General features: G+C 39.5%; 1 protein-coding gene. It reads right to left on the bottom strand.

Translation table 11 applies throughout. The features are described from left to right. Window positions 1–216, bottom strand: a 216-nt coding sequence (locus L9G74_RS21000) for an HAD family hydrolase (RefSeq protein WP_238898695.1), incomplete at its 3' end; no start/stop codon positions are given. Window positions 217–263: the final 47 nt, after the last annotated feature.

A 263-nucleotide genomic window follows, 5' to 3' on the forward strand; every position in this document is an offset into this window, starting at 1 on the left:
CTCACGAATTTCTGCTCCATTGACACAGATAAGAGGAACTTCCAAGCCAGCCTCTTGTAAAACATTTTTCGCTTCCACGTAGGAACGCCCTGTTGCAACTACTACGTGAACACCTTTTTCGATAGCATTTAATAAAGCTAAACGATTTTCTTCTGTAATCTCTTGATGTTGATTTAACAATGTTCCGTCCATATCTGTTGCAATACACATTACCATGTAGAATCGCTCCTTTATGACATTAGTACCTGTATTGTACCACGAGG

The sequence above is a fragment of the Shewanella electrica genome (assembly GCF_022321485.1).
Lineage (GTDB): Bacteria > Pseudomonadota > Gammaproteobacteria > Enterobacterales > Shewanellaceae > Shewanella > Shewanella electrica.